The sequence below is a fragment of the Arthrobacter sp. JCM 19049 genome (assembly GCF_001310435.1).
In genome coordinates this window covers 1-613 of the sequence record NZ_BAXF01000887.1, presented here as the reverse complement: position 1 = coordinate 613, position 613 = coordinate 1, and the positions used below count along the sequence as shown (strand labels likewise).

The following is a 613-nucleotide window of genomic DNA, read 5'->3' as shown; positions in this document are numbered from 1 at the left end:
CCCCGCGCGCGGTCTCAATCAGCGCGTACACCCTTAGCCCCTCCAGCTCGGCGAGCACCCGCGGGTCCTCGGCCTTGGGCAGCATCACCTTGGTGTAGCCGCTGGTGCGCACCATGGCCAGGTCCTCGGCGAAGTGCGGGGAATCGGCGGCATTGACCCGCACCAGGGTGCGCGCCGGATCCAGTGCGGATTCGCCCACCCACTGCCGGGCCTGGTGTTTTGCGTCCTGCGCGACCGCGTCCTCCAGGTCCAGGATCACCACGTCGGCGCGTTCGGCCGCCTTGCCGTAGCGTTCGGGACGGTCTGCGGGACAGAAAGCCATGCCGGGCCCATGCTGCTCATCCTTCCTCGGCCGCCTCGGCGTAGTGCATCTGCGCCACCGGCTGCCGGGCCGTGAGCTGGTCACCCAGGCCCACCAGCAGCTTCACGGTTCCGTCCGCCGGGGCGGTGATCTCGTGTTCCATCTTCATGGCCTCCACCGCCAACAGCACGTCGCCGGCCTGCACCTGCTGGCCGTCCTGCACGTTGAGCACGCACACCGCCCCGGGCATGGGGGAGAGCAGCTGGGCATCCAGCGGTGAGGCGGCACGCTGCAGCAGGGCCAGGGAGCGGG

Annotated in this window: 2 protein-coding genes; both read right to left on the bottom strand. The window is 70.5% G+C overall.

The window, feature by feature from the left end; all coding sequences use genetic code 11:
* A partial coding sequence (locus tag JCM19049_RS16930) for an aldolase/citrate lyase family protein (RefSeq protein WP_279403499.1) occupies positions 1-322 on the bottom strand: 322 nt, incomplete at its 3' end.
* Positions 323-338: 16 nt separating this feature from the next.
* Positions 339-613 (bottom strand): acetyl-CoA carboxylase biotin carboxyl carrier protein subunit (locus JCM19049_RS16925; protein ID WP_279403498.1); only part of this gene is annotated, 275 nt, incomplete at its 5' end.